This window comes from Pseudomonas sp. W4I3 (assembly GCF_030816195.1).
GTDB lineage: Bacteria > Pseudomonadota > Gammaproteobacteria > Pseudomonadales > Pseudomonadaceae > Aquipseudomonas.
In genome coordinates this window covers 5,953,800-5,978,364 of the sequence record NZ_JAUSXS010000001.1, presented here as the reverse complement: position 1 = coordinate 5,978,364, position 24,565 = coordinate 5,953,800, and the positions used below count along the sequence as shown (strand labels likewise).

Genomic DNA, 24,565 nt, shown 5'->3' with positions numbered 1-24,565 from the left:
GGTAGCGCCAAGCTGCAAGCTTCAAGTAGAACCCGATTCGCTTGCAGCTTGGGGCTAAAAACTTGCAGCGGCTGTTCTACAGCCTAATCGACAGGCCATCGGCCAACGACTGGCGATAGGCACGCCACGCGGGCACGCTGCCCATCAATAGAGCGGCCGCCAGGATACCGGCGAGCAACGTCCATTCATATTCACTCGGCCATGCCATGGGCAGGTCCAGCCCGTAGTTGGCCTGCAGATAGCCGCGCGATGCGGCGATGCAGACGTACAGCAAACCCAAGCCGGCCACCACGCCGGCCAGGGCCAGGGCGAAGGCTTCGAAGATCAGCAGCGTTGCGATGTGCCATGGCCGTGCGCCCACCGAGCGCAGGATCGCCATTTCGCGGCGGCGCTCGTTGAGGCTGGTGAGAATTGCCGTGAGCATGCCGATCAAGCCCGTCAGCACCACGAACAGCGAGATCACGAACAAGGCTTTTTCGGCGGTGCCCATCATGCTCCACAGCTCTTGCAGTGCCACCCCTGGCAAAATCGCCAGCATCGGCTCGCCACGGAACTCGTTGATTTCCCGTTGCAGGGCGAAGGTGGAAATCTTGTTGTTCAAACCGAGCATGAACGCGGTGATCGCTTGCGGGGTCAGGTCCATGTTGCGTGCCTGATCGGCGCTGATGCGGCCCTTGCCCTGGGCCGGTACGCCGTTGTGCCAGTCGATGTGGATCGCCTCCATGCCGCCGAGGCTGATATGCAGCGTGCGGTCCACCGGCGTGCCGGTGCGCTTGAGGATACCGACCACGGTAAAGGGCTTGTCATCGTGCTTGACTAGGCTGACCAACGCTACGCCATGGGCCAGCACCAGTTTGTCGCCGAGCGTGTAGTGCAGGGCGTCGGCGACTTCGGCGCCGAGCACCACCTCGAACGGGTCGGTGGCAAAGGCGCGGCCGCTGGCCAGCTCGAGGTTCTGTTTGCGCCCGTACTGGTAATGCTCAAAGTAGGACTCATTGGTGCCCATCACCCGGTAACCGCGATGGGAGTCGCCGAGGGAAATCGGAATCGCCCATTTCACCTGGGGGCTGGCGGCGAAGTGCTCGTAGCTGTCCCAGCGGATATTGTTGGTGGCGTTGCCGATGCGGAACACCGAGTACAGCAGCAGGTTCACCGAGCCCGAGCGTGCGCCGACGATCAAGTCCGTGCCGCTGATGGTGCTGGCGAAGCTGTTGCGCGCTTCCACACGCACGCGCTCCACCGCGAGCAACAAGCAGACGGAAAGTGCGATGGCAAAAGCGGTGAGGATCGCGGTAAAGCGGCGGTTAGCCAGGCTGGCCATGGCTAGACGGAACAGATACATCTCAAACCTCTGCGAGCGTGGCGGCGCGATTGAGTTCGGCCAGCGACAGGTTGCGGTCGAACAGCGGTGCCAGGCTTTGGTCGTGGCTGACAAACAACAGGCTGGCCCCGGCCTCGCGGCATTCGGCGAACAGCAGTTGAATGAACGCCTCGCGCGCGTCGTAGTCGAGGGCCGAGGTGGGCTCGTCGGCGATCACCAGTTCCGGTTGGCCGATCAGCGCACGGGCGGCGGCCACCCGTTGTTGCTGGCCGATGGACAGCGAGTCGGCGCGGCGTTCAAGCAGGCTCGGGTCTTTCAGGCCCAGGTGGGCAAGCAAGGTCGCCGCGGCCTGATCGACGCTGCCGTGGCGCTGAATCGCGCGCTGTGCCCGCAGTTTGGAGAAGTGACACGGCAGCTCGACGTTCTCGCGCACCGACAAGAACGGCAGCAAGTTGAACTGCTGGAAGATGTAGCCCGTGTGGTCCACACGAAAACGGTCACGGGCGCCGGCCGACAGCTCGCTCAGCTCCTGGCCGAGCAGGCGAATACTGCCTCGGCTGGGTGTCTGCACGCCGCCGAGCAAACCGAGCAGGGTGGTTTTGCCACTGCCGCTGGGGCCCTTGAGGAACAGGGTTTCCCCCGGCTCCAGGCGGAACGCGGGGATGTCCAGCAACTGCGGATGACCGGGCCAGTTGAAGCTCAGGTCGGACAGTTGGATCAATGCGTGGGTCATGTGAACTCAGAACTTCAGGGTGGCTGCAGTGGCCGTCGCGTCAATACCTTGCTGACCGCTCGGGCCGATCAGTTGTACCTGAATTTTCTGGGTGGCGGGGAAGGTCTTGAACACTTGGCTCAGGTCCAGGTTGCTCAGCGCCGTGGGGGTGGCGCAGGTGAGTTCGTAGTGGGCGTGGATTTCGCTGTGGTCGTGGTGATGTTCGTGGGCGGCGGCGCCTTTGCCGTCGGTGGCGTGGTCATCGTCGTCGTCATCATGATCGGCTTGCGGCTTGTCGCCGAACAGCGGGCTGTTGAGTTCCTGGGAGCTGATGACGCAACCGGCGGCCTTGGGCAGGCTGAACAGCGCCAGCGGATCTTCCAGCTGTTTGCGCGCTGCGGCGACTTTGGCCTTGTCGGCGGCACTGGTTGGCGCGTGTTCGAAACCCACCAGGTTCATGGCCGGGCTGTCCAGCTCAAGCTCCAGAGACTGGCCGTCCAGCACCGCATTAAGGCGGCCGACGCCGTGTTCGTGAGCGCCTAGGCTGCCGTGCTCATGCTCGTGGTCTTCATGGGCATGAGCGACAGCCAGTGGCAGCAGGGCAAACGGCAAAGCGAGCAGCAGACGGCGCATGGCGGGACTCCAGAGATGAAAGTTTTGTTATGTAATCTTATAACAGAAGTGCCGAGAGTTTGACCGTCCGCTTGGCGTTGCGCAAGCTGCATGGGAGCATGCCCGTCAGAAAAAATGCTGGAGGAAGGACGATGTTGCGAATTCGTGGAACCGTCGGCGACCTGCCGGTGGACTTGACCCTGGAACTGGACGACGGCGATTGGGCACGGCTGGGCGCGCAATTGCAGGCCGCCCCGGCGCAGAGTGCGCCAAGCGCGGCACCGGCCAAGCCGAACGAAGACCACTGGCAGGGCGCCCAGGCGCTGCTGCGCGATGCCGGACAGCTCAGCGGCCTGGAATTACTGGATCGACTGGAAGGTTTGGCCGGCGATGCGGCGGCGGGCAAGCGCCTGCTGGTGCGCCTGCGCCATAGCGCGAAGGTGAAGGTGACCAGCGGCGCAGATACGCCGCTGTACACCTGGATCGACGCTTTGTAGGAGCGAGCTTGCTCGCGAAAAACGCGTAGGCGCCGCGTACATCCAGGCGGTTCGCGTTATCGTTGACGTTTTTCGCGAGCAAGCTCGCTCCTACAAGGTGAGGCTAGTACAACGCGGCAAACAATTTGCGGCGGTACACCGTGACCAGCGGGTGGTCATTGCCAAGCAGCTCGAACACCTGCAGCAAGGTCTTGTGCGGCAGGCCCTCGCTGTAGCTGCGGTTGCGCATGAACAGCTTGAGCAGGCCTTCCAGCGCAGCCTCGTATTGCTGGCGCGCCAGTTGTTGAATGCTCAACTGATAAGCCGCTTCGTCGTCCTGGGGGTTCTGCGCCAGGCGGCTTTTCAGGTCGGCGGCGTCCGGCAGGTCGGCAGCCTGGCGCAGAAAGGTGATTTGCGCCTTGGCGCCGGCGAGGGCGGCCTTGTGCTCGTCGCTCTTGACCGCATCCAGCACGGCCTGGGCTTCACCCAGTTCACCGCGTTCGGCCAGGCACCGTGCGTACAGGATCAGCGCGGCGGCGTTGGTGTTGTCTTCGCCCAACAGCGCAACCAGCACCGCTTCGGCATCGCTGATACGGCCCTCGGCAAACAGCGCCTGTGCCTGCTCCAGCGGGTCCGCCGCAGCCGGTGGCGGCATCGGCACATGGGGCTCAAGCATCGCCCGCACCGCCGACTCCGGCTGCGCCCCGGCAAACCCATCCACCGGCTGGCCGTCCTTGAACAGCACCACGGTCGGCAGGCTTTGAATACCAAAACGCGCAACGATGTCCTGCTCGGCCTCGCAATCGACCTTGGCCAGCAGCAACTCACCGCGATAGCTCTCGGCGATCTGCGCCAGCATCGGCATCAACGCCTTGCACGGCGCGCACCACTCGGCCCAGAAATCCACCAATACAGGTCGTTCAAAAGAGTTCTGAATCACCGCCTGGTCGAAGTTGGCGGTAGTGACATCGAAGATGTACGGCGTGGGCTCACTCATGAGGCGTCTCGAATAAAGCGGGAATGGGGGCAACTATAAGGGCTGGCGCGGTTGGCCGAAAGCGAGCGCGATCAAATGTAGGAGCGAGCTTGCTCGCGAAAAACGTGTAGGCAACGCGTTCATTCTGAATAAACGCGCTGCCCCTGAGTGCTTCGCGAGCACGCTCGCGCCTACAAAAGCCTTCGCGAATGGTACAGGCTCACCTTGCGAAACTCCCAAGGCTCGGCCAGGTCCGGCAAGGTCAAGGCCTCCAGCACCTCCAGGCGCTGATAATTCGGGTGCTGGAAGTCGCGCACCCGCGAATCCGCCACCAGCGCTTCGCGGCCACGGGTCAGGAACTGGTCCAGCAGCGGCAGGTTGGCGCGGTCGTAGAGCACGTCGGCCACCAGGATCAGGTCGAAACGATCGGCTTCGGCGAAGAAGTCTGCTGAATAATTCAGTTCCACGCCGTTGAGTTCGGCATTCGCCCGGCAAGCCGCCAGCGCCAGCGGGTCCAGGTCGCAGGCCACGACCTCCAGTGCCCCGGCCTTGGCGGCCGCGATCCCGGCCACGCCGGAGCCGGCGCCGAAATCCAGTACGCGCTTGCCCGCTACCCACTCGGGGTTCGCCGCCAGATAGCGCGCCAGCGCCAACCCGCTGGCCCAGCAGAAGCTCCAGTAGGGCGGCTCGTGCAGGATGCGGCGGGTTTCCTCCTGGCTGAAGGCGCGGTCCATGTTGTCGGCGTCGAGCAGCCACAACGCCAGCTCAGTGCCCGGCAAGAGGCTGGGCACCAGTTGTGCGTCGCCGATCAACTCGCTCAGGGCACGTTGCAGGTGCAGCGGTGGCGTCATGGCGCCTTGACGAGTTGCAGGGGGCCGGTGGTCTGGGTAATCGCCTGAGTGATGCGCACGGCGGGCAGGTGCAGGATCAACTGGCCGGACTGGCTGGCGCGACCGCGCAATTCAACCCGTGCACCGGCCGGGAACGCTTCGGGGTTGAAGCGCAGGCGAAAGGCCAGGGGCTTGCCGTTGCCGGTCAACACGCTGCTGGCGAGCAGTTGCTGTGGGCGCGAGCGGTCGTCGATCACCAGCAGCGCCAACTCGACTTCGGCGCCGGCCGGCACGTTGGTCAGGTTGCCGCTGATCTCGCGCTGGTAGGCGGGCAGGGGACCCAAGTCTTCTATGCCCGGGACTTTTTTCTCTTGTGCAGGGGTTGGCTGAGGCGCGGCAGGCTTGGGGGCTTCGCTGCTGCAGGCGACCAGAAAACTGAACAGAGTGATCAAAACAAGTGGTCGTAACTGCATGTACGGCTCCAGAAAGGACAAAATCCGTGGCTTAAAAAATATGAAACATAATAACCAGCCTATATACCGTAAAGGCTATGGCTTGTCTTGCGACGGGGATGCGCTACCATGGCCCTCCCATTTTTTGTTGCCTGCCAACCATGCACTGTCCCTTCTGCGGTGCCAACGACACCAAGGTCATCGACTCGCGTCTGGTCGCCGAGGGCGACCAAGTGCGTCGCCGGCGCGAATGCCTGGCCTGTGGTGAGCGTTTCACCACCTTCGAAACCGCCGAACTGGTGTTGCCACGTCTGATCAAGTCCGACGGCAGCCGCCAGCCTTTCGACGAAGAAAAACTGCGCGCCGGTATGCAGCGCGCCCTGGAAAAACGCCCGGTGAGTGTCGAGCGGCTGGAAGCGGCGCTGGTGCATATCAAGCACAAGCTGCGCGCCACCGGCGAGCGCGAGGTCAAGAGCCTGGTGGTGGGCGAACTGGTGATGGGCGAGCTGCAAAAGCTCGACGAAGTCGCCTATATCCGTTTCGCCTCGGTGTATCGACGCTTCCAGGACCTCAATGAGTTCCGCGAAGAGATCGACCGCCTGGCGCGTGAGCCTTCCAAACAATGACTGCTGAACAGGCTGTGCTCGACGCCCATTACATGGCCCGCGCCCTCGAACTGGCGCGCAAGGGCCTGTACACCACCCACCCCAACCCACGGGTAGGCTGCGTGATCGTGCGCGATGGGCAGATTGTCGGCGAAGGCTGGCACGAGCGCACCGGCGAGCCCCATGCAGAACCCAACGCCTTGCGCGCCGCCGGCGACAAGGCCCGTGGCGCGACGGTGTACGTGACCCTCGAACCCTGCAGCCACCACGGCCGCACGCCGCCCTGCGCCGATGCGCTGGTGAGTGCCGGTGTGGCGCGGGTAGTGGCCGGCATGCAGGACCCCAACCCGGAAGTGGCGGGGCGCGGCATGCAGCGTTTGGCCCAGGCCGGGATCGAGATTCGCAGCGGTGTGCTGGAGTCCGAAGCGCGTGCGCTCAACCCTGGCTTTCTCAAGCGCATGGAACACGGCCTGCCGTTCGTGCGGGTCAAGCTGGCGATGAGCCTGGACGGGCGCACCGCCATGGCCAGCGGCGAAAGCCAATGGATCACCGGCCCCGCCGCCCGCGCCGCCGTCCAGCGCCTGCGTGCCGAAGCCAGCGTGGTGTTGACCGGCGCCGACACCGTGCTGGCCGACGGCGCCCGCCTGACCGTGCGCGCCGCCGAGTTGGGCCTGGATGCACAAACCACCGCCCTGGCCATGTCGCGTCCGCCGCTGCGTGTATTGATCGACGGCCGCCTGCGCGTGCCGCTCAATGCGCCCTTCTTCAAGGCGGGCCCGGCGCTGGTCATCACCTGCGTGACCCCGGAGAACCAGTTTCCGCGTGGCCCCGAGTGCCTGGTGGTGCCGGGCGTGGAGGGCCAGGTCGACCTGCGTTCAGCGCTGGTGGCCCTGGCCGCCCGTGGCGTCAACGACGTGCTGGTGGAGGCGGGCCCAAGCCTGGCGGGCGCGTTTGCCCAGCAGGGCCTGGTCGATGAGTACGTGATTTTCGTCGCCGGCAAGTTCCTCGGTTCCGCTGCCCGGCCGTTGCTGGACTGGCCGCTTGAGAAACTCGCCGACGCCCCCCAACTCAAGATCACCGACATGCGCGCTGTTGGCGACGACTGGCGAATCACCGCCGTCCCGCTTCCGGCAGCGAGCGTATAATTTACGGCCTGCGCTTGAGCGTCAGTCCCCGTTTTCAGGAGAACGAAATGTTCACCGGCATTATCGAGTCCATCGGCAGCATCCGTGCAATGACCCCCAAAGGCGGCGATATCCGCCTGCAGGTTGAAACCGGCAAGCTCGATCTGGGCGACGTCAAGCTGGGCGACAGCATCGCCGTCAGCGGTGTGTGCCTGACCGTCGTCGAGCTGCCGGGCAATGGCTTCGCCGCCGATGTCAGTCGCGAGACCCTGGACTGCACCGCGATGAGCGATCTTGCAGCCGGCAGCCCAGTCAACCTGGAAAAAGCCCTGACGCCGACCACGCGCCTGGGTGGCCACCTGGTCAGCGGCCACGTCGATGGCGTCGGTGAAGTCGTGGCCCGCAGCGAAAATGCACGCGCCGTTGAATTCCGGATTCGCGCGCCGAAGGAGCTGGCCAAGTACATCGCCCACAAAGGCTCGATCACCGTCGACGGCACCAGCCTGACCGTGAACGCCGTCAATGGCGCCGAATTTGAACTGACCATCATTCCCCACACCCTCAGCGAAACCATCATGGCCTCCTACCAGCCGGGCCGCAGGGTGAACCTGGAAGTGGACTTGCTTGCCCGTTACCTGGAGCGCCTGCTGCTGGGCGAAAAGGCCGCAGAGCCTGCATCGGGTAATATCACCGAAAGTTTTCTGGCCGCTAACGGCTACCTGAAATCCTGACCAAGGGGGTGCCGCGTGGCGCTCAATAGCATCGAAGAACTGGTTGAAGACATCCGCCAAGGCAAGATGGTCATCCTGATGGATGACGAAGATCGCGAGAATGAAGGCGATATCATCATGGCCGCCGAGGCCTGCAAGCCTGAGCACATCAACTTCATGGCCAAGCACGCCCGTGGGTTGATCTGCATGCCCATGAGCCGCGAACGCTGTGAATTGCTCAAGCTGCCGTTGATGGCGCCGCGCAATGGCTCGGGTTTTGGCACCAAGTTCACCGTATCGATTGAAGCCACCACCGGCGTGACCACCGGCATCTCTGCCGCTGACCGCGCCCGCACCGTGCAAGCCGCTGCGGCGAAGGACGCCAAGGCCGAAGACATCGTCAGCCCCGGCCACATCTTCCCGCTGATGGCCCAGCCGGGCGGCACCCTGGCCCGCGCCGGTCATACCGAAGCGGCCTGCGACCTGGCGCGCATGGCTGGTTTCGAACCCAGCGGCGTGATCTGTGAAGTGATGAACGACGACGGCACCATGGCCCGTCGCAGCGAACTCGAAGCGTTTGCCGCCGAACACAACCTCAAGATCGGCACCATTGCCGACCTGATCCACTACCGCATGATCCATGAACGTACCGTTCAGCGGATTGCCGAGCAGCCGCTGGACAGCGAACTGGGCCAATTCAATTTGGTGACCTACCGTGATTCAGTGGAAGGCGACGTGCACATGGCCCTGACCCTGGGCAACATCTGCGCCGAAGAGCCGACCCTGGTGCGCGTGCACAACATGGACCCGCTGCGCGACTTGCTGATGGTCAAGCAGCCCGGCCGCTGGAGCCTGCGCGCCGCCATGGCCGCGGTTTCCGAGGCAGGCAGTGGCGTGGTGCTGTTGCTCGGACACCCGCTGGATGGCGATGTATTGCTGGCGCATATCCGCGAAACCGCCGACCACACGCCGGTGAAAAAGCCGACCACCTACAGCATCGTCGGTGCCGGCTCGCAGATCCTGCGCGACCTCGGTGTGCGCAAGATGCGCCTGATGAGCGCACCGATGAAATTTAATGCGATATCCGGTTTCGATCTGGAAGTTGTAGAATACGTGCCCTCCGAATAAAGGCTGGCGATTTTTGCCCCTTGTTCGCGGTTAAATCATCACTGAGGGACGCACTTTTCGCGTCCCGGCTCTTTAAGAGATTTGTCGAATGACCCTGAAGACCATCGAAGGTACCTTCATCGCCCCCAAAGGCCGCTACGCCCTGGTGGTTGGCCGCTTCAACAGCTTCGTGGTTGAAAGCCTGGTAAGCGGTGCCGTTGACGCCCTGGTTCGCCACGGTGTGAGCGAGAGCGACATCACCATTATCCGTGCCCCTGGCGCCTTCGAAATCCCACTGGTTGCGCAGAAAGTTGCCCAGCAGGGTGAGTATGCGGCGATCATCGCCCTGGGCGCGGTCATTCGTGGCGGTACCCCGCACTTCGAATACGTGGCTGGCGAATGCACCAAGGGCCTGGCCCAGGTGTCCATGGAGTTCGGCGTGCCGGTCGCATTCGGCGTGCTGACCGTGGATTCCATCGAGCAAGCCATCGAGCGTTCCGGCACCAAGGCCGGCAACAAAGGCGCTGAAGCTGCCCTGTCCGCCCTGGAAATGGTCAGCCTGCTGTCGCAGTTGGAGGCCAAGTGATTTCCGACGAGAGCGATCGTTTCAACCCACGCGACGAGCGCCCGGCCGACGCCGGCAAGCCATCGAAAAGCGAAAAGCGCCGTGCGGCCCGTCAATTGGCGACCCAAGCGCTGTACCAGCGCCACATGGCCGGTACGTCGTTGAACGAAATCGAAGCGCAATTTCGCGTCGATAACGATTTCACCTTCGCCGACCAGAGCTACTTCCACGACATCCTGCACGGTGTTCCGGCCAACCTGACCGAAATCGACGCAGCGCTGACGCCATGCCTGGACCTGACCCTCGAAGAGCTCGATCCGGTTGAACTGGCCGTTCTGCGCCTGTCCACCTGGGAACTGCTCAAGCGCGTCGACGTGCCGTACCGCGTGGTGATCAACGAAGGCATCGAACTGGCTAAGGTCTACGGTTCGACCGACGGTCACAAATTCGTCAACGGCGTGCTCGACAAGCTGGCCCCGCGCCTGCGTGAAGCCGAAGTGAAGGAACACAAGCGCTAATCCGCGCTTGATTCCTCGATGGGCGAGTTTGAGCTGATCCGTAATTACTTCGCCGCCGCGCCCTGTGCGCAAGGTGGCGAAGGCATTGCCCTGGGGATCGGCGATGACTGCGCCTTGCTTGCGCTTCCCGCCGGGGAGCAACTGGCAGTCTCCACCGATACCTTGGTGGCTGGCGTGCACTTCGCCGACCCGTGTGACCCGTTCCTGCTCGGCCAGCGCTCGTTGGCCGTGGCGGTGAGCGACCTGGCCGCCATGGGCGCCCACCCCCTTGCGTTTACCCTTGCCCTGACCACGCCGTCCGTCGATGCCGACTGGTTGCAACGCTATGCCCAGGGTTTGAATGCCATGGCGCAACGCTGCGGCGTGGGCCTGGTGGGCGGTGACACCACGCGCGGGCCGCTGAGCCTGACCTTGACCGTATTTGGCCGAGTGCCGGCCGGGCTTGCCTTGACGCGCAGCGGTGCGCGGCCAGGGGACCTGCTGTGTGTCGGCGGGGAGCTGGGCAATGCGGCCGGCGCCTTGCCGTTGGTACTGGGCCAGCGCAGCGCGCAAGCCGCCATCGCTGAACCACTGCTCGCCCACTATTGGTCGCCGCAACCGCAATTGGCGTTGGGTCTGGCTCTGCGCGGCAAGGCGACCTCGGCCATGGATATCTCCGACGGGCTATTGGCCGATTGCGGGCATATCGCCAGGGCATCGTCTGTCAGCCTGCTGATCGAACGTGACACATTGCCGTTGTCTGCGGCGTTGCTGGCGTTTGTCGGCAATGAGGAGGCCCGTGTGGCCGCGCTGAGTGGCGGCGATGACTATGTGCTGGTGTTCACGCTACCGCAGGCCGAACTGGCAGCGTTGCAGGCGAATGGCTGGCCGATTCACGTGATCGGCCGGGTGGAAGCGGGGCAGGGCGTCACGCTGCTCGATAACGTGGGCCAAGACATCACCCCGGCCGTACATGGCTACCAGCATTTTCACGAGCTATCGTAGCCAGCGTACTGCGCTACCCTTCATATGATTATCTCCACGTAGGAAGCCATCCTTATGAGTGTGCGCTGCTGGCTGCTGATCATGCTGTGTGCCTTTACCTCTGTGCTTCAGGCGGATGAAAACCCGGTGCCCGGCAAGATCACGCTGGTCAGCGAGGAGTGGAGCGACTACACCAACAATGATGGCAGCGGTCTGGCCTGGGACGTGCTGCGCCGGGTGTTCGAACCCGCCGGCATCACCGTGCAGACCCGCAGCGAGCCCTATACCCGCTCGGTGGGCCTGGCTCAGCGCGGCGAGGTGGATGGCTGGGTCGGTTCCTATCGCGACGAAGCCGAGCAAGTGTTGTACCCGCGCTGGCATTTCGACGCCGACCCTATCTATGCCCTCGGGCTGGCAACCCTGCCCACGCCCAACCTGGCGACGCTCGGCGATTACCGCCTGGCCTGGGTGCGTGGCTACAAATACGAGAAGTACCTGCCGAACGTGCGCCGATTCAATCAGGTCCAACGGCGCAGCGGTATCTTGTCGATGCTGCAACACGGCCATGCGGACTTTTACATCGAGGCGCTGACCGAAGCCCGGTACGTGCTCAGCCAAGCTGAGGACCCGTCCCGATTCAGGCTTACCCATCTCATTGAACTGCCGCTCTACGTGGGTTTCGCCGATAACGAGCGGGGGCGGGCGTTGATGGCAGTGTTCGACCAGCGCATGACCGCACTGGTAAAAAATGGCGAATTGAAGCCGATTTTCGAACGCTGGAAACAACCGTATCCGTTCTAGTAGCTTGTTCGCGACAATCGTCAACGTCATGTGGACAGTCTGAATGAACGCACTTTTTGCGAGCAAGCTCGCTATTGCATAGAACCAAGCCGAAGGCCAATCGAACCTATTGATCTTTATCAGCGATAATTCAGCTTAAGCGTCTGTAGGAACAGGCTGTTACAATGCCTGCCTCTGTGAAATCTGAAATCAGGAGCACACGGTGCCCGTCGTTTTCGTCGCCGCTTCCAAGCTGCCTACCCCTTTTGCCACATTCACCATGCATGGCTTTCTTGAAGAAGCCACCGGGCGCGAGCACGTTGTGCTCAGCCTGGGCGACATCGCTGATGGTGCGCCGGTGTTGGGCCGCGTGCATTCCGAATGCCTGACCGGCGACGCGCTGTTCAGTCAGCGCTGTGACTGCGGCTCGCAACTGGAAGCCGCGTTGCAGGCCATCGCCCGTGAAGGCCGTGGTGTGCTGCTGTACTTGCGTCAGGAAGGCCGTGGCATTGGCCTGCTGAACAAGATCCGCGCCTATGAATTGCAAGATGGCGGCGCCGACACCGTGGAAGCCAACGAGCGCCTCGGCTTCGCCGCCGACCAGCGTGACTACGCGATCTGCCTGCCGATGCTGGAGCACCTGGGCGTGAAATCCCTGCGCCTGATGACCAATAACCCGCGCAAGGTCAAAGCGTTGACCGAGATGGGCATCACCGTGGCCGAGCGCGTACCGCTGCACACCGGGCACAACCCGCACAACAAGCTGTACCTGGCCACCAAGGCCAGCAAACTCGACCACATGATGGGCAACGAGCATCAGGGTGAGGTTGACCGCGCGTGACCCGCGGCCAGGTGAAACGGCGACTGTCCTTCAACTGGTGGCAGTACCTGGCCCTGGCATTGCTGCCGTTGTTCGTGATCAACCTGGTGTTTGGCCGCGCCGAATCCCTGCTTCCCGTGCTGGCCATGCCGTTCTTTATCGCCGGCGTGGCCTCGATGTTTCTCAGCCTGCGTTATTTTCATGCCTATAAACACGCGCTGATCGCCACTTCCAAAGCCCTCGACACCCCTGAAGAACCCGCCGCCTGGATCGCCCTCGCGGCACGACGGCGCACGGCCTTGCTGGTGGCAGCGCTACCGGCCTGGATCGGCGCGCTGGCAGTGTTCGTCGGCCTGGAAGCGGTGCCGCTGTTCCTGCTGGCGCTGTCGACGATGGTGCTGTTTTACCTCTATCGCATCCCGCGCCAGTTGGGATGAAGCGCTACTGGCTGGCGCTGCTGCTGGTGTTCAGCGCCCAAGTAATGGCGGCTGAACGCGTGGTGAGCTTGGCGCCGTCGCTCTCTGAAATCGTGGTTGAATTGGGTGCCGCCGACTTATTGGTCGGTGTGCTCGATGGCGGCGAGCGTCCGGCGGCGCTGGCGGAGGTGCCATCGGTCGGGCATTACGGCCAGTTGGACATCGAACGCCTGCTCAGCCTCAAGCCCGATCTGATCCTGCTCTGGCCCGGCAGCGTCGGCACGGCCCAGCGTGAACAGCTGCTGCGCCTGAACATCCCGGTGTACGTCGCCGAACCCCATAGCCTTGATCAGCTGACCCGTCAGGTCCAAGCCATTGCCGAGCGATTGGGGCGCGGGGAGGCCGGCCAAGCGTTGGCCGAAAAACTACGCCAACGCCTCGCCCAACTGCGCCAGCGCTATCAGCGCGTCGAGCCGGTGCGGGTGTTTTATCAGGTATGGAACCCGCCGCTGTACACCGTAGGCGGTGGGCAGATTATCAGTGATGCGTTGAAGGTATGCGGGGCGCGCAATGTGTTCGATGACCTCAAGCTGCCGGCGCCGCAGGTCAATATCGAATCAGTGTTGCAGCGTGATCCGGAGCTGATCCTGGTGGGTGATCAGGCTCAGCTGGAGGCCTGGAAGGTCTGGCCAAGCATGGCGGCGCGGGTGCGCGTGGTGCCGGACAAGGGGCTGGAACGGCCCAGCGGGCAGATGCTGGAAGCATTGGCGCGGTTGTGTCAGGTGATTGCCCCGAACGTGTGAGGCCGCCATCGGGGGCAAGCCCCTCCCACATTTTGAATGTGTTCACAACTCAATAGGTGGGAGTGGGCTTGCCCGCGAAGAGGCGCCTTACATCTTCGGCGTCCACGTCACCCCGAACATCCACACTCGGCCCTCTTCCCGGTAGTCCTGATTGTTCAGAAACGCTGGATCGTCATAGCTGTAGCGCGCCCGTGAATAGGCCTTGTCCAACAGGTTGTCGACCTTCAACGACAGCAACACCGCAGGGTTCAGCGCCCAACTGCCGCGCAGGCCCAGCAATGCATAACCGCCCAGGCGATTACGGTTGGCTTCATCATCGTAGCTGCTGCTGATCGCCTGCCAGTTGGCGCCCACGCCGAGCTTGTCGAACTGCCGGTCCAGATCCAGATTCAACGTGCGCCGTGCGCGACGCGCCAGAGTATGACCATTGTCGCGGTCACGCGGGTCGATCAGCGACACGCCCAGGTTGCCCTGCCAACCAAACAGGTCCTGCTTGAGCGCTGCTTCAAAGCCGTTGATGCGTGCCGAGGCCACGTTCTGCGGTTTGCCGCCGTCGAGGATGATCGCATCGCTCAGGTCGGTACGGTACAGCGACGCTTCCACGCGGGTGCTGTCGGTGAGTTGGCTGCGCCATTGCAGCTCGTAGCTCTTTGACGTCTCGGGCTGCAGGTCGGGGTTGCTGTACTGCGTGTCGGGGTAGTAGAGGTCGTTGAAGGTGGGCGCACGGAAGCCTTCGCTGTAGCTCAGCAACACCTCGTTGTCAGGGTTGATCGGCACCGTCAGCGTGCCACTCCAGCTGTTCTGGCCGCCGAATTGCTGGTTCTGGTCGCGGCGCAGGCCCAGTTCGGTGGAAAACCATTCGCCCTGGAAGCGGTGCTGCACGAAGGCGGCGCGGTTCCAGCGGCTGTCTTCGGTAAACGTGGTGGAGCCGTGGAAGCGGTCTTCGTACCAGTCGCCGCCGACGATCAGGCTGTTGCGCTCGTTGAGGGTCAGGTCGTTCTGCCAGTTGACCGAGTCGCGGTAAGTGTTGAACACGCTGAACTCATCGCTGAGGGTGTCGCGCTTGGTGTCGCGGTTTTCGCTGTGGCCCAGTTCCAGGCGTGACTGCCAGCTTTCGCTGAGTCTGGTGTCGACATAACCGCTGGCACTGCTGACGGTGTAGTCGGTGTAGGGTTTCTGGCCGACGCTTTGTCCGGTAGCCAAGTCGAAGCGCCCGAAGCTGTTGTCGTACTCTGACTTGCCGCGGTTATCCAATAGGTTGAAGCCCACTTCCAGGTCATCGCTGAACGAATGGCTGAGGTTCAGGCTCAGGGACCGGTTGCGATAGGCATCGTGGTCGCCGTCGCTGGGAAACGACTGATGCGTCGAGTTGATGCCGGCGGTTTCGTCCAGGCTTGCGCCCAGGTTGAAGCGCGTCTGTTCATCGCCGCCCGACAGGCCGAGGCTGCGCTCCCAGGTCTGGTTGCTGCCAAAGCCCAGCTTCAAGCGCGGTTGCAGGCCTTGCTCGGCGTTGCGCCGGGTAAACACCTGGATCACCCCGCCAATCGCATCGCTGCCGTAGATCACCGAGCGTGAACCGCGCAGCACTTCCACGCGCTCGATCTGGTCGACGTTCAGGTATTGCAGGCCGCTGTCGCCTGACGTGGTGTTGGCAATGCGCTGGCCGTCCACCAGCACCAGGCTTTGCGCGGATTTGGTGCCGCGAATGTAAATCCCCGGCAGACTGCCACGGCCACCGGTGGGCGCGACTTGTACGCCGGGTACACGGCTGAGCAGGTCGGTCAGGCTGGAAGGTTGCAGGCGGTCGATATCGGCTCGGGTGAACACAGTGTTGGCGGCGCTGCTGTCGTTGCGCGCCTGCACCTGGCGGTTGGCGCTGATGACCACGTCGGAGAGTTTCAGCGCCTGGTCGCGGGTGTCGGCGAGCAGGTCCGAGGCTGGCAGAAGCAGCAAGGGCAGGGCGAGACGAAGATGTTTCATGGGCTACCCATGGTATTTGAAGATGACACATATCAAATGTGGGAGGGGGCTTGCCCCCGATGGCGCGCTGTCAGTCAGCATAGTGGATGACTGAACCGCCGCTATCGGGAGCAAGCCCCCTCCCACATTTAGAGCGGGTTCTACAGGCCGAGCAGCGCCATGCGCTGGCGCACCGAGGCTTCGATGCCGCTTTCATCCAGCCCGCACTCAGCCAGCATCTGCGCCGGCTTGGCGTGTTCGACGTACGCATCCGGCAAGCCCAGGTGCAGCACCGACTTGAGGATATTCTCCCGTGCCAGGAACTCACTGACCGCCGCGCCGGCACCGCCCATGATCGCGTTTTCTTCAACCGTCACCAGCAGCTCGTGGCTAGCAGCAATGTCGCGCACCAAGGCTTCATCCAGCGGTTTGACGAAGCGCATGTCGACCACAGTGGCGTCGATCTTCTCGGCTACCTTGAGCGCTTCGGCCAGTTGCACGCCGAACACCAGGAAGGCCGTCTTGCTGCCTTGGCGCCGCACGATGCCCTTGCCGATTTCGATAGGCTCCAGGTCCTTCTCGATGACTGCGTTCGGGCCGTTACCGCGCGGATAGCGCACCGCCGCCGGGCCGTTGTACAGGTGGCCGGTGCTGAGCATCTTGCGCAGTTCATTCTCGTCGCTGGGCGTCATCACCAGCATGCCGGGGATGCAGCGCAGGTAGGACAAGTCGAAACTGCCTGCGTGGGTCGGGCCGTCTTCGCCCACCAGGCCGGCACGGTCGATGGCGAACAGGACGTCAAGGTTCTGCACCGCCACGTCATGCACCAACTGGTCATAACCGCGTTGCAAAAAGGTCGAATAAATCGCCACCACTGGCTTGGCGCCTTCACAGGCCATGCCGGCGGCGAAGGTCACTGCGTGCTGCTCGGCAATCGCCACATCGAAGTAACGCAGCGGGAAACGCTCGCTGAAGGCCACCAGGTCGGAGCCTTCCTTCATCGCTGGGGTCACCCCCACCAGGCGCGGGTCGGCAGCGGCCATGTCGCACAGCCATTCGCCAAACACCCCGGAATACTTCGGCCCGCTGGGCTTTTTCGGCGCGGCGGCAGGGGCGTCCAGTGGTTCCAGCTTGGTGATCGCGTGGTAGCCGATAGGGTCGACTTCCGCCGGCGCGAAGCCTTTGCCCTTTTTGGTGACGATATGCAGAAATTGCGGGCCCTTGAGGTCACGCATATTGCGCAGCGTGGCGATCAGGGTCGGCAGGTCATGGCCGTCGATCGGGCCGATGTAGTTCCAGCCCAGCTCTTCGAACAGCGTGCCGGGTACCAGCATGCCCTTGGCATATTCTTCGGTACGACGGGCGATTTCCCACGCGCCGGGCAGACGCGACAGCACTTTCTTGCTGCCTTCGCGCATGCTGGCGTAGGTGCGGCTGGAGAGGATCTTCGCCAGGTAATTGGACAGGCCACCGACGTTTCGCGAAATCGACATGTCGTTGTCGTTGAGGATCACCAACATGTTGGCGTCCACTTCCGGCGCATGGTTCAAGGCTTCGAAGGCCATGCCCGCGGTCAGCGCGCCATCGCCGATCACGGCAATCGCCTTGCGATCACTGTTTTGCAGGCGGGCGGCAATCGCCATGCCCAGCGCTGCACTGATCGAGGTGCTGGAGTGACCGACGCCAAAGGTGTCGTACTCGCTTTCGGAGCGACGCGGGAAGGCGGCGATGCCGTCCTTCTGGCGCAGGCTGGCCATGCGTTCGCGACGGCCGGTGAGGATTTTATGCGGATACGCCTGATGGCCCACGTCCCACACCAGCCGGTCATCCGGGGTGTCGAAAACGTAGTGCAGGGCGATGGTCAGCTCGATCACGCCCAGCCCGGCACCGAAATGCCCACCGGTCTGGCCGACCGTGTAGAGCAATTCCAGGCGCAGTTCATCGGCCAGGGTTTCCAGCTCGGCTTCACCCAGTCGACGCAGGCCGTCCGGCGTGGCAGCACGGTCGAGCAGGGGCGTTGACGGGCGCTTGCGGGGAATCTCTTGGAACGTCGTGGGCATCAGGCGAATCGTTATAGGTATAGAAGAGGCGGCAGTTTACCTCAAGCATCGCAAACTGCCCACGCAGGGGGGCGAACTTGGTCGATATGCGGCGCTGATCGCCGCAGGCATCAGTGCCGACGTTCGACGATATACCGCGCCAAGTCACGCAATGGCTCGGCCGCCGCGTCGAAAGGTCGCAGGGCATCCAGGGCCTGATCGCGCAGCTCCAGGGCATACGCCTTGGCGGCTTCCAGCCCGAGCAGCGCAGGATAAGTCGGTTTGTCCCGAGCAATATCGGCGCCCTGGCGTTTGCCGAGGGTCGCGGTGTCACTTTCCACGTCAAGAATGTCGTCCTGCACCTGAAACGCCAGGCCGATAGCCCGCGAATAAGTCTGCAGCGCCGCCAATTGCGCGGCCTCGGCCCGGCCGCTGGCCAGGGCGCCGAGGTGCACGGCGGCCTCGATCAGCGCGCCGGTCTTGTGGCGATGCATGTGTTCCAGGGCTTTCTGGTCCAGCTTGAGGCTGACCGAACCCATGTCGATCGCCTGCCCGCCGACCATGCCGGCCGGGCCCGCAGCCAGGGCCAGCGCGGTGACCATACGCAGGCGGATCTCGGCATTCACGCGGCTCAAGCGCGGGTCCAGCAACGCGCTGAACGCCAGGCTCTGCAGGCCATCACCGGCCAGGATCGCATAGGCTTCGTCAAAGGCTTTATGGGTGGTCGGCTGACCGCGACGCAGGTCGTCGTCATCCATTGCCGGCAGATCATCGTGTACCAGGGAATAGGCGTGAATCAGTTCCACCGCACAGGCCGCGCCATTCGCCTCTTCGGCGGGCGCGCCCAGCGCTTCACACGCTGCATACGCCAGCAACGGGCGCACGCGCTTGCCGCCATTCATCACGCTGTAGCGCATGGCGTCGTAAAGGCGGCTCATTTCCGGGCCTGGCGCAACAAACAAGGGCTCCAGCGCCGCGTTCACTCGGGCTTGGCTACTGGCCTGATACGCATCGATCATTCGGGTTGTTCCGCATCGAAAGGTTCTTCAGCCAACTCCCCGTCGCGTTCAAGCAATACCTGCACTTTCTGCTCAGCCTGCGCCAACGCGCTCTGGCAGTCGCGAGTCAGGCCAATGCCTTGCTCAAACGCCGTCAACGAGTCTTCCAGCGACAACTCGCCGTTCTCCAGACGCTCGACCAGGGTTTGCAGGTCGGCGAGGGATTGTTCGAAATCGAGTGCAACTTTTTTGCGGGCCATGGCGGCAATTCCGGTAGACGGTAAACCGGCGCGACACTAGCAGACATGGGGAATCGGGGCAAATGAGTGGCGGCGTCATTCGCCTTTGGTATTGGCCCGATAACGCGTGCTGCGGCCGCCTCCGGGAAGACGGACCAGGCAGTTTTTTTCCAGCAGGTCGGCCAGATGCCGCGTGGCTGTCGCCTTGGACACTTTGGCCACTGCCTGGTACTGCGCAGCGCTGATGCCCTGCTCGAAGCCTTTCTCGCCACCGTCGAGCAGACGATTGAGTACCTTGACCTGTTCGGCCGATAACGCAGCGCCGCGGTGTTGGTCCCAGAACCGGGTCTTGCTCAACACACGGTCTATCTGCGCCATCGCCTGTTGCAGGCTGCGCAATAAAGTTCTGAGGAACCACTCCAGCCAGTCGGTAATATCGAGCGTGGCCTTTTGGCTGGACTCCAGTGCGTCGTAATAACCCGAGCGATCTTCAAGGATGCTGGCGGACATCGCATAAAAGCGTATCGCCTGATGTTCGCCCTGAGCCAAGGCCAAGTCAGTGATAGCGCGTGTCAGGCGACCATTGCCGTCATCGAACGGGTGAAGCGTGACAAACCAGAAATGCGCAACGCCAGCGCGTATGAACGGGTCTAGTTCCGGTTGATTGCGGCTCAGTTCGAACCACTCAAGAAATTCATCCAGGGCCTGCTCCAGTCCCAAGCGTGGCGGCGCCTCAAAATGCACGGTGGGACGGTCAAGACGCCCCGATACCACTTGCATCGGCTCATCCCCGCGCAGCCCCCCGACATTTATGCTTCGCGCGGCGAGGCTCGTTTCCGGAGTCGGAAACAGCAAATGATGCCAGTGCATGAGGCGCGAGTACGTGAACGGCTCGGCAAACTGCTCGGTGGCATCGATCATCAGGTCAGCGAGGCCTTCACTACGGCGGCTGACCTGAGCGTCTTGCGTCGCCTCCAAGCCTAACCGTCGCGCCAGGGAGGACCGCACCGAGCCGACATTCAGTTGCTCACCTTCGATAGCCGAAGAGGTCAGAATATTCTGCAGCAGCGTATCCAATTCGCTGCGCGCACTGGCTGCATCGGTGACGGAGCCCAGCATGCCCAGCAGCTTGCCTTGGGCCTGCCCACACTGGCGCAGCAAGGCCGCCAGGCGCTCAGGTTGCCAGTGAAAGTGCGGCCAGTCGGTGTGTTGCCAGATCCAGTGCGGGTGGTTCATGGAGAAAGTGCCTAGTGTATGAGCCGATTAAAAAGGCTTATTCGGCTCACTTAGTGAGCCGATTGTGCGGGTTATTCGGCTCATCGTCTAGGGTGGTTCTGGTCCAGATCGCGTAAATTGGGATGGCCGGAACCTCTAGTGGAGATTTGGCAACAACGAAAGCCTGCTTTTCAGGGCAGGCTTGTCGTCTCACTCGGCTGACTTACTTCTGCTGCGCCGTCAGCGCCGCATACCCATTCATCAGGTTGCGATAGTTGGGAATGCGCTGCGACAACAAATTCCCCAGGCCTTCGATATCGTTGCGCCAGTCGCGGTGCAGCTCGCACGCTACCGAGAACCAGTTCATCAGTTGCGCACCCGCCTGGGTCATTCGGCTCCAGGCCGCTTGTTGCACGGTGGTGTTGAACGTACCCGACGCATCGGTCACCACAAACACTTCAAACCCTTCCGCCAGCGCCGACAAGGTCGGGAACGCTACGCACACATCCGTTACCACGCCGGCAATGATGATCTGCTTGCGGCCGGTGGCCTTGATCGCCTTGACGAAGTCTTCGTTGTCCCAGGCATTGATCTGGCCAGGGCGGGCGATATACGGCGCGTCCGGGAACATCTCTTTCAACTCCGGCACCAGCGGGCCGTTGGGGCCTTGTTCGAAGCTGGTGGTGAGGATGGTCGGCAGGTTGAAGAACTTGGCCAGGTCCGCCAGGGCCAGCACGTTGTTCTTGAACTCGTTGGGCGAGAAGTCCTGCACCAGGGAAATCAGGCCGGTCTGGTGGTCGACCAGCAGAACGATGGCGTCGTCTTTGTTCAAGCGGCTGTAGGTTGGCGTGCTCATGGTTGAATCCTTTTTTGTTTAGGTTGGTTAGGCGTTGCGTTCAACATGGGCACAGATTAATAGGCAGCGGTCGGTAGATAAATTGGCTGCAAGGAGTCTTACTGTCCATCTACGAGAGACAATCGCAGGCCGGAAAAAGACTGACTTGGCGTCGGGTTATCGTGGTTTAATATTTTCACTAAAAATACCCTTATCGGGTGATATTAATTATGAAAATAAACCGTCTTCTAGAGGACTGGCCTTCGGGCGTGATCGCCACCCAAGCGTGGCTTCACGAACAGGGTGTCGGCCCGAATCTCGTTCAGAAGTATCAGCAAACAGGCTGGGTAGAGCGCTTGGGGCACGGTGCCTGGAAACGCAGCGGCGACAGTATCGACTGGCACGGCGGTGTATTCGCTTTGCAACAGGGCGCCACGGTGCAGATTTGGCCGGGCGGCGCCACGGCGTTGAGCTTGGCCGGATACAGCCATTACCTGACGTTTGGGACAGAGACGGTTGAGCTATCTGGCTTAGCGGGGGCTGTTCTTCCCGGTTGGTTTCGCAAGCATGACTGGGGCGCGCAGGTGAATTTCTATCCAGGCGTGCTCTTCACTGCACTGGAAGATATGGCGTTACAAGATTTCCAGATGCCTTATCGTCAATTCGCGCTAAAAATCTCTACCCCGGAACGTGCGGTGCTCGAGCTTATTCACCAAAGCGCCGACGAAATGCTGTTCAGCGGTGTGGCCGATGTTCTCAACGGCCTTGCTACGTTGAGCCCCAGGCGTCTGCAGAAGCTGCTTGAAGCGTGCAACTCCATTCGCGTCAAACGTGTGTTCTTTGTACTGGCACGTAATGCGGCTCACGCCTGGTACGGGCGGATAGATCGTTCCAGCATCGATCTAGGCAAGGGCAAGCGGCAAATCATCCGGGGCGGTCGACTCGATAAAGAGTTCCTCATTACCGTTCCGGAGAATTTTGCCAATGCCACTTGATCCACGTTATGCCGCTCAGGCCTATGGCCGAACTGCTTGCTCCGCGCTGGAAGCCGTTGGCAGGCGCGTTTGAGGCTGAGTTTGCCGGCATGACACGAGAACCGGTCACGCTTGGCCAGTTAGAAGCGACCAGAGAAGCGTTGCTGGCTGCGATCTGTCGACAATTCGGCGAACAGGATGCCGCTTTCCTCATCTCTGTCAAACAGGGAGAGCCAGACTGGGCTGCGTTGAATGTATCGGGAGTAGACCAATTACCCGCCGTACGATGGAAATTGCATAATGTCAGGCAGATATCTGCTGCAAAACGGATGGAGGCGGTGGCGAAGCTCGAGGCGGTGGTCGAGCAGTTGTTGGCTGGGCAAGGCGTGACATGAAAAAGCCTGCTTTTCAGGGCAGGCTTGTCGTCTCACTCGGCTGACTTACTTCTGCTGCGCCGTCAGCGCCGCATACCCATTCATCAGGTTGCGATAGTTGGGAATGCGCTGCGACAACAAATTCCCCAGCCCTTCGATATCGTTGCGCCAGTCGCGGTGCAGCTCGCACGCTACCGAGAACCAGTTCATCAGTTGCGCACCCGCCTGTGTCATCCGGCTCCAGGCCGCTTGTTGCACGGTGGTGTTGAACGTACCCGACGCATCGGTCACCACAAACACTTCAAACCCTTCCGCCAGCGCCGACAAGGTCGGGAACGCTACGCACACATCCGTTACCACGCCGGCAATGATGATCTGCTTGCGGCCGGTGGCCTTGATCGCCTTGACGAAGTCTTCGTTGTCCCAGGCATTGATCTGGCCAGGGCGGGCGATATACGGGCGCGTCCGGGAACATCTCTTTCAACTCCGGCACCAGCGGGCCGTTGGGGCCTTGTTCGAAGCTGGTGGTGAGGATGGTCGGCAGGTTGAAGAACTTGGCCAGGTCCGCCAGGGCCAGCACGTTGTTCTTGAACTCGTTGGGCGAGAAGTCCTGCACCAAGGAAATCAGGCCGGTCTGGTGGTCGACCAGCAGAACGATGGCGTCGTCTTTGTTCAAGCGGCTGTAGGTTGGCGTGCTCATGGTTGAATCCTTTTTTGTTTAGGTTGGTTGGGCGTTGCGTTCAACATGGGCACAGATTAATGGTTGGGCTTGAAGTGATAAATCGGCTGTTGCGTGTCTTACCGTCAACCAGAGCGAGACAATTAAAAGGCCGGTGCTTTTTGCCCGTTGGGTGTCGAGGCGAAAGTCACCTTGAGTCGCTGGCTGATACGTAGAGGTTGCGGGTCAACGTCCTCCTGAATACAAATCAGAAGGTGTAAACCTCTCAGGGCGGGACAGGCTGGGCGAATAAGGGCCAGCTCTTTTAGCATTCAATTGTCCAGCAGTTGTTGGACAAATGATCAGGGATAGACGGGCATTAAAAAGCCGGCTTGTGGCCGGCTTCTCGGGGACTGCCTCAGCTTGTTTTTGACAAGCCTCACCAGCCTTCAAATCGCTCAGCCCACATTGCGTCGGGCTGAATAGTAGGGCATCTGCGGGAACTCCTCCGCATCGCCTGACAGGGCAAACAGCGTGAAGCCATTCCCCTGCCAAATGTGCGGCGCATGATACCCACATTCACCTCAGTTGCCCACCTCCGGTTCCGATTTAGAGCCTTCCCAGCCCAGCAGGTGTTCGTCCAGCGGTACCGGTGGGCGGCGGTTGTTGAGGGTGGACCACCAGAATACCCAGCCCACTATCTGGAAGTTCTGCTCGAAGCGTTGGTCATAGGTGAGGTATTCGTCCGGGTGTTCGCTGGCGTTGTGGCTACGCATGCGCAAGCCGCCGCCAGGTCGGTTGTAGAGGTATTTGATGCGCAGCATGCCGTCGTGTTCGACGGCGTAGATTTCGCCGTCGATGATTTGGGTGCGGCCTTTGTCGACGGCGAGGGTGGCGCCTTGCTGGATGATGTCGATCATGCTGTTGTCGACCATGTAGGCGCCTACGGCGCGGTCGGGGTCTACGTTGAGGGTTTGGAGGGTGTGCTGGGAGACGCGGATGCGCTCGGTGGAGGTGAAGGTGGGGTGGAGGGGGATCTCCACGTCGGAGTTTTCCGGGCGGCAGGCGGGGCCTGTAAGGTATTTGCCGATGTCTTCGCGGGCGGGTGCAATCCTTGCGGTGGGGCCGTCCAACACGTAGTTGGCCGGTGGATGTTTGGGGCCGCGGCCGTCGCTTAACCAGCGGCTGGAGACGCACAGCAGTTCTGCGATCTCGTTGAGTCGGCCCATGGGGACGCCGCGCTTGAACCAGTTGTTCACGTGCTGAGGCGTGACGCCGCGGTTCTTGGCGAAGTCGGAGGCGGAAAGATGAACTTCCCGTAGCAGCGCTTTTAAACGATCACCTGATGTATTCATGAACGCAGAGTTTACTGGCCGGGGAAGCTATTCAAATAAACTATGCGTTGAGTTGCGCGTGTAGGCTTTTCCTTAGTTGTAGTCTTATTCTTCAGTGGTGCTTCTTAGTTGAACGTCGCAAGTTAATAA

27 protein-coding genes and 1 pseudogene are annotated in these 24,565 nt (G+C 61.9%); 14 read left to right on the top strand and 14 right to left on the bottom strand.

Going from position 1 to position 24,565, the window contains the following annotated elements; genetic code table 11:
* Nucleotides 1-76: 76 nt before the first annotated feature.
* Genes QF045_RS27270 through QF045_RS27260 form a run of 3 tightly spaced genes read right to left on the bottom strand, consistent with a single transcriptional unit; the run spans nt 77 to nt 2,666 of the window.
* Nucleotides 77-1,342 (bottom strand): ABC transporter permease, encoded by a 1,266-nt coding sequence (locus QF045_RS27270; RefSeq protein ID WP_306494797.1) that lies wholly within the window; start codon nt 1,340-1,342, stop codon nt 77-79.
* Nucleotide 1,343: 1 nt separating this feature from the next.
* A complete protein-coding gene (locus QF045_RS27265; protein ID WP_306494796.1) occupies nt 1,344-2,054 on the bottom strand; it encodes an ABC transporter ATP-binding protein in 711 nt (236 codons plus the stop codon).
* Between the two features lie 6 nt (nt 2,055-2,060).
* Nucleotides 2,061-2,666 carry a DUF2796 domain-containing protein gene (locus QF045_RS27260; protein WP_306494795.1) on the bottom strand — a complete coding sequence of 202 codons (606 nt, stop codon included), beginning with the start codon at nt 2,664-2,666 and terminating at the stop codon, nt 2,061-2,063.
* Nucleotides 2,667-2,797: 131 nt separating this feature from the next.
* Here QF045_RS27260 and QF045_RS27255 point away from each other — a divergent pair, with 131 nt between their 5' ends.
* Nucleotides 2,798-3,142: a hypothetical protein gene (locus tag QF045_RS27255; protein WP_306494794.1), complete on the top strand. Its 345-nt coding sequence runs from the start codon at nt 2,798-2,800 to the stop codon at nt 3,140-3,142.
* 103 nt (nt 3,143-3,245) lie between these two features.
* Here QF045_RS27255 and trxA read toward each other — a convergent pair whose 3' ends face one another.
* The 3 genes from trxA to QF045_RS27240 form a co-directional block, all read right to left on the bottom strand.
* Complete coding sequence (gene trxA, locus QF045_RS27250) at nt 3,246-4,118, bottom strand: thioredoxin (protein ID WP_124388388.1); 873 nt, start codon at nt 4,116-4,118, stop codon at nt 3,246-3,248.
* A 170-nt stretch (nt 4,119-4,288) separates the two neighbouring features.
* Complete coding sequence (locus QF045_RS27245; RefSeq protein WP_306494793.1) at nt 4,289-4,948, bottom strand: methyltransferase; 660 nt, start codon at nt 4,946-4,948, stop codon at nt 4,289-4,291.
* Nucleotides 4,945-5,400 carry a YbaY family lipoprotein gene (locus tag QF045_RS27240; protein WP_124388386.1) on the bottom strand — a complete coding sequence of 152 codons (456 nt, stop codon included), beginning with the start codon at nt 5,398-5,400 and terminating at the stop codon, nt 4,945-4,947. Before QF045_RS27240 ends, QF045_RS27245 begins: the two co-directional genes overlap by 4 nt.
* 140 nt (nt 5,401-5,540) lie before the next feature.
* Here QF045_RS27240 and nrdR point away from each other — a divergent pair, with 140 nt between their 5' ends.
* The 11 genes from nrdR to QF045_RS27185 all read left to right on the top strand — a co-directional run bounded on the left by nrdR (nt 5,541) and on the right by QF045_RS27185 (nt 13,790).
* Nucleotides 5,541-6,005, top strand: coding sequence for a transcriptional regulator NrdR (gene nrdR, locus QF045_RS27235; protein WP_019818855.1), 465 nt, complete (start codon nt 5,541-5,543; stop codon nt 6,003-6,005).
* Nucleotides 6,002-7,129: a bifunctional diaminohydroxyphosphoribosylaminopyrimidine deaminase/5-amino-6-(5-phosphoribosylamino)uracil reductase RibD gene (ribD, locus tag QF045_RS27230; RefSeq protein WP_306494792.1), complete on the top strand. Its 1,128-nt coding sequence runs from the start codon at nt 6,002-6,004 to the stop codon at nt 7,127-7,129. The genes nrdR and ribD overlap by 4 nt, the downstream gene beginning before the upstream one ends.
* A 47-nt stretch (nt 7,130-7,176) precedes the next feature.
* A complete protein-coding gene (locus tag QF045_RS27225) occupies nt 7,177-7,839 on the top strand; it encodes a riboflavin synthase (protein WP_306494791.1) in 663 nt (220 codons plus the stop codon).
* Nucleotides 7,840-7,854: 15 nt separating this feature from the next.
* Complete coding sequence (ribBA, locus tag QF045_RS27220; protein WP_306494790.1) at nt 7,855-8,946, top strand: bifunctional 3,4-dihydroxy-2-butanone-4-phosphate synthase/GTP cyclohydrolase II; 1,092 nt, start codon at nt 7,855-7,857, stop codon at nt 8,944-8,946.
* Between the two features lie 88 nt (nt 8,947-9,034).
* Nucleotides 9,035-9,511, top strand: a complete 477-nt coding sequence (gene ribE / locus QF045_RS27215) for a 6,7-dimethyl-8-ribityllumazine synthase (RefSeq protein ID WP_003176356.1) — start codon at nt 9,035-9,037, stop codon at nt 9,509-9,511.
* Nucleotides 9,508-10,008, top strand: a complete 501-nt coding sequence (nusB, locus tag QF045_RS27210; protein ID WP_032884564.1) for a transcription antitermination factor NusB — start codon at nt 9,508-9,510, stop codon at nt 10,006-10,008. The genes ribE and nusB overlap by 4 nt, the downstream gene beginning before the upstream one ends.
* A gap of 18 nt (nt 10,009-10,026) precedes the next feature.
* Nucleotides 10,027-10,992 (top strand): thiamine-phosphate kinase, encoded by a 966-nt coding sequence (thiL, locus tag QF045_RS27205; RefSeq protein WP_306494789.1) that lies wholly within the window; start codon nt 10,027-10,029, stop codon nt 10,990-10,992.
* A gap of 54 nt (nt 10,993-11,046) precedes the next feature.
* On the top strand, nt 11,047-11,772 hold the full coding sequence (locus QF045_RS27200) for an ABC transporter substrate-binding protein (protein WP_306494788.1): 726 nt from the start codon (nt 11,047-11,049) through the stop codon (nt 11,770-11,772).
* A gap of 202 nt (nt 11,773-11,974) precedes the next feature.
* Nucleotides 11,975-12,592: a GTP cyclohydrolase II gene (ribA, locus tag QF045_RS27195; protein WP_057724861.1), complete on the top strand. Its 618-nt coding sequence runs from the start codon at nt 11,975-11,977 to the stop codon at nt 12,590-12,592.
* On the top strand, nt 12,589-13,008 hold the full coding sequence (locus tag QF045_RS27190; RefSeq protein WP_124388380.1) for a nuclear FMR1 interacting 1 family protein: 420 nt from the start codon (nt 12,589-12,591) through the stop codon (nt 13,006-13,008). Before ribA ends, QF045_RS27190 begins: the two co-directional genes overlap by 4 nt.
* Entirely contained in the window at nt 13,005-13,790 is a 786-nt protein-coding gene (locus QF045_RS27185) for a cobalamin-binding protein (RefSeq protein ID WP_306494787.1), read from the top strand. The genes QF045_RS27190 and QF045_RS27185 overlap by 4 nt, the downstream gene beginning before the upstream one ends.
* Before the next feature lie 87 nt (nt 13,791-13,877).
* Here QF045_RS27185 and QF045_RS27180 read toward each other — a convergent pair whose 3' ends face one another.
* The 6 genes from QF045_RS27180 to ycaC (QF045_RS27155) all read right to left on the bottom strand — a co-directional run bounded on the left by QF045_RS27180 (nt 13,878) and on the right by ycaC (QF045_RS27155) (nt 21,096).
* Nucleotides 13,878-15,770, bottom strand: a complete 1,893-nt coding sequence (locus QF045_RS27180) for a TonB-dependent receptor domain-containing protein (RefSeq protein ID WP_306494786.1) — start codon at nt 15,768-15,770, stop codon at nt 13,878-13,880.
* A 140-nt stretch (nt 15,771-15,910) separates the two neighbouring features.
* A complete protein-coding gene (gene dxs / locus QF045_RS27175; RefSeq protein WP_306494785.1) occupies nt 15,911-17,809 on the bottom strand; it encodes a 1-deoxy-D-xylulose-5-phosphate synthase in 1,899 nt (632 codons plus the stop codon).
* 110 nt (nt 17,810-17,919) lie between these two features.
* On the bottom strand, nt 17,920-18,807 hold the full coding sequence (gene ispA / locus QF045_RS27170; RefSeq protein ID WP_306494784.1) for a (2E,6E)-farnesyl diphosphate synthase: 888 nt from the start codon (nt 18,805-18,807) through the stop codon (nt 17,920-17,922).
* Nucleotides 18,804-19,046 carry an exodeoxyribonuclease VII small subunit gene (locus QF045_RS27165; protein WP_003176346.1) on the bottom strand — a complete coding sequence of 81 codons (243 nt, stop codon included), beginning with the start codon at nt 19,044-19,046 and terminating at the stop codon, nt 18,804-18,806. The genes ispA and QF045_RS27165 overlap by 4 nt, the downstream gene beginning before the upstream one ends.
* Nucleotides 19,047-19,121: 75 nt before the next feature.
* The gene (locus QF045_RS27160; protein ID WP_306494783.1) at nt 19,122-20,261 is read right to left on the bottom strand and encodes a Fic family protein; all 1,140 of its coding nucleotides are present in this window, start codon (nt 20,259-20,261) and stop codon (nt 19,122-19,124) included.
* Between the two features lie 202 nt (nt 20,262-20,463).
* Nucleotides 20,464-21,096, bottom strand: a complete 633-nt coding sequence (ycaC, locus tag QF045_RS27155) for an isochorismate family cysteine hydrolase YcaC (RefSeq protein WP_003239464.1) — start codon at nt 21,094-21,096, stop codon at nt 20,464-20,466.
* 209 nt (nt 21,097-21,305) lie between these two features.
* On the opposite strand from ycaC (QF045_RS27155), the gene QF045_RS27150 reads away from it, so the two are divergent.
* Nucleotides 21,306-22,070: a type IV toxin-antitoxin system AbiEi family antitoxin gene (locus tag QF045_RS27150; RefSeq protein WP_306494782.1), complete on the top strand. Its 765-nt coding sequence runs from the start codon at nt 21,306-21,308 to the stop codon at nt 22,068-22,070.
* Nucleotides 22,071-22,093: 23 nt separating this feature from the next.
* Nucleotides 22,094-22,444: a hypothetical protein gene (locus QF045_RS27145; protein ID WP_306494781.1), complete on the top strand. Its 351-nt coding sequence runs from the start codon at nt 22,094-22,096 to the stop codon at nt 22,442-22,444.
* Nucleotides 22,445-22,489: 45 nt separating this feature from the next.
* On the opposite strand, the pseudogene ycaC (QF045_RS27140) reads toward QF045_RS27145, so the two are convergent.
* Nucleotides 22,490-23,123: pseudogene (gene ycaC, locus QF045_RS27140) on the bottom strand (isochorismate family cysteine hydrolase YcaC).
* Between the two features lie 542 nt (nt 23,124-23,665).
* Nucleotides 23,666-24,436: a helix-turn-helix transcriptional regulator gene (locus QF045_RS27135; protein WP_306494780.1), complete on the bottom strand. Its 771-nt coding sequence runs from the start codon at nt 24,434-24,436 to the stop codon at nt 23,666-23,668.
* Between the last annotated feature and the right edge of the window lie 129 nt (nt 24,437-24,565).

What these genes read in the sequence shown, in the direction of transcription:
- QF045_RS27260 (WP_306494795.1), bottom strand. Translation starts at nt 2,666, where the DNA reads ATGCGCCGTCTGCTGCTCGCTTTGCCGTTTGCCCTGCTGCCACTGGCT.
- dxs (WP_306494785.1), bottom strand. Translation starts at nt 17,809, where the DNA reads ATGCCCACGACGTTCCAAGAGATTCCCCGCAAGCGCCCGTCAACGCCC.
- QF045_RS27135 (WP_306494780.1), bottom strand. Translation starts at nt 24,436, where the DNA reads ATGAATACATCAGGTGATCGTTTAAAAGCGCTGCTACGGGAAGTTCAT.
- ribE (WP_003176356.1), top strand. Translation starts at nt 9,035, where the DNA reads ATGACCCTGAAGACCATCGAAGGTACCTTCATCGCCCCCAAAGGCCGC.
- QF045_RS27265 (WP_306494796.1), bottom strand. Translation starts at nt 2,054, where the DNA reads ATGACCCACGCATTGATCCAACTGTCCGACCTGAGCTTCAACTGGCCC.
- ispA (WP_306494784.1), bottom strand. Translation starts at nt 18,807, where the DNA reads ATGATCGATGCGTATCAGGCCAGTAGCCAAGCCCGAGTGAACGCGGCG.
- QF045_RS27200 (WP_306494788.1), top strand. Translation starts at nt 11,047, where the DNA reads ATGAGTGTGCGCTGCTGGCTGCTGATCATGCTGTGTGCCTTTACCTCT.
- ycaC (WP_003239464.1), bottom strand. Translation starts at nt 21,096, where the DNA reads ATGAGCACGCCAACCTACAGCCGCTTGAACAAAGACGACGCCATCGTT.
- QF045_RS27270 (WP_306494797.1), bottom strand. Translation starts at nt 1,342, where the DNA reads ATGTATCTGTTCCGTCTAGCCATGGCCAGCCTGGCTAACCGCCGCTTT.
- QF045_RS27150 (WP_306494782.1), top strand. Translation starts at nt 21,306, where the DNA reads ATGAAAATAAACCGTCTTCTAGAGGACTGGCCTTCGGGCGTGATCGCC.
- trxA (WP_124388388.1), bottom strand. Translation starts at nt 4,118, where the DNA reads ATGAGTGAGCCCACGCCGTACATCTTCGATGTCACTACCGCCAACTTC.
- QF045_RS27225 (WP_306494791.1), top strand. Translation starts at nt 7,177, where the DNA reads ATGTTCACCGGCATTATCGAGTCCATCGGCAGCATCCGTGCAATGACC.
- QF045_RS27240 (WP_124388386.1), bottom strand. Translation starts at nt 5,400, where the DNA reads ATGCAGTTACGACCACTTGTTTTGATCACTCTGTTCAGTTTTCTGGTC.
- QF045_RS27245 (WP_306494793.1), bottom strand. Translation starts at nt 4,948, where the DNA reads ATGACGCCACCGCTGCACCTGCAACGTGCCCTGAGCGAGTTGATCGGC.
- QF045_RS27180 (WP_306494786.1), bottom strand. Translation starts at nt 15,770, where the DNA reads ATGAAACATCTTCGTCTCGCCCTGCCCTTGCTGCTTCTGCCAGCCTCG.
- QF045_RS27145 (WP_306494781.1), top strand. Translation starts at nt 22,094, where the DNA reads ATGGCCGAACTGCTTGCTCCGCGCTGGAAGCCGTTGGCAGGCGCGTTT.
- thiL (WP_306494789.1), top strand. Translation starts at nt 10,027, where the DNA reads ATGGGCGAGTTTGAGCTGATCCGTAATTACTTCGCCGCCGCGCCCTGT.
- QF045_RS27165 (WP_003176346.1), bottom strand. Translation starts at nt 19,046, where the DNA reads ATGGCCCGCAAAAAAGTTGCACTCGATTTCGAACAATCCCTCGCCGAC.
- ribD (WP_306494792.1), top strand. Translation starts at nt 6,002, where the DNA reads ATGACTGCTGAACAGGCTGTGCTCGACGCCCATTACATGGCCCGCGCC.
- QF045_RS27185 (WP_306494787.1), top strand. Translation starts at nt 13,005, where the DNA reads ATGAAGCGCTACTGGCTGGCGCTGCTGCTGGTGTTCAGCGCCCAAGTA.
- QF045_RS27160 (WP_306494783.1), bottom strand. Translation starts at nt 20,261, where the DNA reads ATGAACCACCCGCACTGGATCTGGCAACACACCGACTGGCCGCACTTT.
- nrdR (WP_019818855.1), top strand. Translation starts at nt 5,541, where the DNA reads ATGCACTGTCCCTTCTGCGGTGCCAACGACACCAAGGTCATCGACTCG.
- QF045_RS27255 (WP_306494794.1), top strand. Translation starts at nt 2,798, where the DNA reads ATGTTGCGAATTCGTGGAACCGTCGGCGACCTGCCGGTGGACTTGACC.